Source organism: Microcystis sp. LE19-41.2A, assembly GCF_027530405.1.
Taxonomy (GTDB): domain Bacteria; phylum Cyanobacteriota; class Cyanobacteriia; order Cyanobacteriales; family Microcystaceae; genus Microcystis; species Microcystis aeruginosa.
The window spans coordinates 1-3,260 of record NZ_JAPZQJ010000475.1; the positions used below are offsets into that span (position 1 = coordinate 1).

4 protein-coding genes are annotated in these 3,260 nt (G+C 44.8%); 2 read left to right on the forward strand and 2 right to left on the reverse strand.

The window, feature by feature from the left end; genetic code table 11:
* Window positions 1–132: 132 nt before the first annotated feature.
* Together O9290_RS20245 and rbp are read right to left on the reverse strand one after the other, a co-directional pair.
* The gene (locus tag O9290_RS20245) at window positions 133–297 is read right to left on the reverse strand and encodes an Asl3888 family RNA-binding protein (protein ID WP_002733784.1); all 165 of its coding nucleotides are present in this window, start codon (window positions 295–297) and stop codon (window positions 133–135) included.
* A 435-nt stretch (window positions 298–732) separates the two neighbouring features.
* Window positions 733–1,029: an RNA-binding regulator gene (gene rbp / locus O9290_RS20250; protein WP_002762425.1), complete on the reverse strand. Its 297-nt coding sequence runs from the start codon at window positions 1,027–1,029 to the stop codon at window positions 733–735.
* A gap of 241 nt (window positions 1,030–1,270) precedes the next feature.
* Between rbp and pheS the strand changes: the two genes are divergently transcribed.
* Window positions 1,271–2,275, forward strand: a complete 1,005-nt coding sequence (gene pheS, locus O9290_RS20255; RefSeq protein ID WP_288056043.1) for a phenylalanine--tRNA ligase subunit alpha — start codon at window positions 1,271–1,273, stop codon at window positions 2,273–2,275.
* A gap of 13 nt (window positions 2,276–2,288) precedes the next feature.
* Window positions 2,289–2,633, forward strand: a complete 345-nt coding sequence (locus O9290_RS20260) for a DUF4870 domain-containing protein (RefSeq protein ID WP_002762429.1) — start codon at window positions 2,289–2,291, stop codon at window positions 2,631–2,633.
* Window positions 2,634–3,260 lie beyond the last annotated feature (627 nt).

Genomic DNA, 3,260 nt, shown 5'->3' on the forward strand with positions numbered 1-3,260 from the left:
CTGGTACTTTTTCTCTGAAAATTAGTTATTTGACAATATGAGAATCGTTAAACCCCTACACCCCACACCCCACACCCTACACCGTGTCCCCACGAAAAACTTTTTGCCGCAGACCCTAACTAAGTCAGCAGATTAGGTATCGGCTGCCCCTTCATTTTCCGAAGATTGTCTTTGATCGCTGGAATAACCGCCTCTACCTCCTCTGGTGGTGGTACGATTAGAGGCAGCCCGGAATTGACGCGCGTAGGCGCGGTTGCGTTCAGCTTTTTCTTTTTTCAAATTACGACGTTTAGCCACAAGAATCTCCTTGGGATATTAGATAGACAAGCGGGGAAACGAGCGATCGCTCCCCCTATTGACATTGACACTCTCCGCCCTAAAAGTGCGGAGATTCTTGGGCTGAATCCTGCCTCCACTAGCAACGCTAATTTTGGTCTTACGGTTTCATGTCTAGTCCGACTACACCGATAAGGCAAGCACTCTTATGGACTACTCCCCAAGCGTAAATTTCTGTGTGTCCCACAGTATTTAATTGTTTTGCGTTCTTACAGTTTGGACTTAATTGAACACCATTGACTGTTAGAAATTTTGAGATCACGGAGTAGGAAGTTTAACCTGCTTCCTCACGTTCTCACGGTTGGCAACCTGGAGCTATTCTCGCACAAAGCCGTCCTAAAAGGACGGGGTTTTCAACCCAAATTTCCGATCACCTAGAATGGTTACGGTCGGGGATTAGTAGCGACGCTCCCGATTGCGATCGCCGCCAGCACCGAAGGAAGATCTGGGTTCTTTTTCACGAGCTTGATTGACTTTTAATTCTCGTCCCATCCATTGAGCGCCGTCAAGAGCGGCAATAGCCTTCGCTTCTTGCTCTGGGGTTTCCATTTCCACGAAAGCGAACCCGCGTTTTCTTTTCGTTTCCCGATCCATGGGGAGGTGAACGCGCTTGATTTCACCATATTCCTTAAAAACCTCAACCACGTCTTCTTGGTCAACCTCGAAGGGGAGATTACCAACATAAATTGACATAAAACCTATCCTTGCACAGATAAAAACAACAGATTTGTAGAGAACCAAGATTTCGGGAACTAGCTGAACCAATACTAAACAGAAACGCTTTGACCATTAATACTGACAACGAGCCGCAGTGCCGACTTTTATTCTCAATTTCCATCCTAGCACATAGCTATTAGCTTTTATCGATGCTGCCTGTCTCGCCACGGGAGCGGATAAACTAGACTAGAATGCTGCCCTATAAAATGCCCTAATTATGAGTTTATCCCCCCATCCGATCGAAACTGCCCTAAAAACCCTGGCAGCGAAAGCGGAAAATTCCATCGAACAAACAACAACCCTAGAAGACTTAGAACAGCTAAGGGTGAATTATCTGGGTAAGAAAGGAGAATTATCGCAGATTTTACGGGAAATGGGCAAATTAAGCCCCGAAGAGAGACCGCGCCTCGGTGCGATCGCTAATGAGGTCAAAGAATTAGTACAATCGCTGCTGGAATCCCGGCGAGAAAGTCTCCAGAATGCCCAAATTAAGGCGAAATTAGCGGCGGAAACCCTCGATGTCACCCTACCTGCTCTTAGCCGTCCTTTAGGGCGAATTCACCCCTTAAATAGCACAGTTGATCGCATGATCGATATTTTCGTCGGTCTGGGTTACAGCATCGCCACCGGGCCGCAGGTAGAAACCGATTATTATAATTTTGAGGCTTTAAATATCCCTGCTGACCATCCGGCCCGGGATATGCAGGATACTTTTTTCTTGAGGGATGGTCGTTTATTGCGGACCCATACCTCCCCGGTGCAGATTCGCTACATGGAAAGTCACGAACCCCCGATTCGGATTGTGGCCCCGGGCCGGGTTTATCGTCGCGATACCGTGGATGCAACCCATTCCGCGGTTTTCCATCAAGTGGAATTATTAGCGGTGGACCGGGGATTAACCTTTACGGATTTGAAAGGAACAATTAAAGAATTTCTTAAGCAAATGTTTGGGGCCGATTTACCGGTTAAATTCCGCGCTTCCTACTTCCCTTTTACCGAACCCTCGGCCGAGGTAGATGTGCAGTGGAAAGGCAAATGGTTGGAGGTGATGGGCTGTGGTATGGTGGATCCCAATGTCTTAAAAGCAGTCGGTTATGACCCCCAAATCTATACGGGTTTTGCTGCTGGTTTTGGCGTGGAAAGATTTGCTATGGTATTACATGAGATAGACGATATTCGCCGTTGTTATAATAGCGATATCCGCTTTCTCCGCCAATTTTAGGGGGATAAACCCGATGGTCATGAGTGAAGATTTAACCAAAAAAAGACTCCTATCCGTGGCTTGTCATGCTTCGATCTTTTTGAGTGCTACGCTGGTATCGGTGGGGATTCCCTTAGCTATTTATTTCATTTCTGATGATGAAACGGTGAAGGAAAACGCCAAAGAAGCTTTAAACTTTCACCTGAATATGTGGTTATACTACCTAATTGCCGGGATTCTAGTTTGGGTTTTAATCGGTTATTTGCTCTTACCGATTCTTGCTGTGGTGAATATTGTTCTCCCCATTCTTGCTATCCTGCAAGTCTGGAACGATGCTTATAAGGTTTTCCGTTATCCTTTTATTTTCCGGGTTCTGTAATTAATTATCGGGGTTGCAACCTGTTCAACCCTCGGTGCATCTCATTTTTGTAAATCTGTTGAGTTGGGATTTTTAAATGTAAACTGTCTTCTAAAATTGGTAATTACTTCCGATTTTATCACTCAATCCACGTCTTTGGGGGGTTCTACCCCCCAAACCCCTAGGGTTGATTCATTTAAATTAAGTACAGCTGATTTTGAGTCAATAAATTTGACTGAAGATTCTCAAGTTTATCTTTTTCTAACCAAAAGAGTTAGGGTTCTTCGTTACTTGGTATGGTTCAATAGGGGGGCATAAATCGACTAAATCCTTATCTGGCAAGAGACTTAATTGATTAGTTCGCTCTAGAGCAAAAACAATTGACAAAAATCGCCAAATGCCTTTCTAAATAAGGGTTCCATCCCTTGTAATCCTCGTCCATTGCATAACACAAACCGAAGAGCCACTAAGTTGAGACTGAGTAACGCACAGAAAACGGGTTTCTCCGAGAAACCCGTTTTCTACTCATGCACTCATGCAAAAGGGGGAATACATAATCAGTTTTTAATAACTGGATTTAGTATGACAAGCAACTCGTTGTCACCCCTTCAGCGGTCACATTAGATTGAAACAATCTGAATTTCCCTG

Bases quoted from the DNA above. Each gene is read 5' to 3' on its own strand.
- pheS (WP_288056043.1), top strand. From the start codon at position 1,271: ATGAGTTTATCCCCCCATCCGATCGAAACTGCCCTAAAAACCCTGGCA.
- rbp (WP_002762425.1), bottom strand. From the start codon at position 1,029: ATGTCAATTTATGTTGGTAATCTCCCCTTCGAGGTTGACCAAGAAGAC.
- O9290_RS20260 (WP_002762429.1), top strand. From the start codon at position 2,289: ATGGTCATGAGTGAAGATTTAACCAAAAAAAGACTCCTATCCGTGGCT.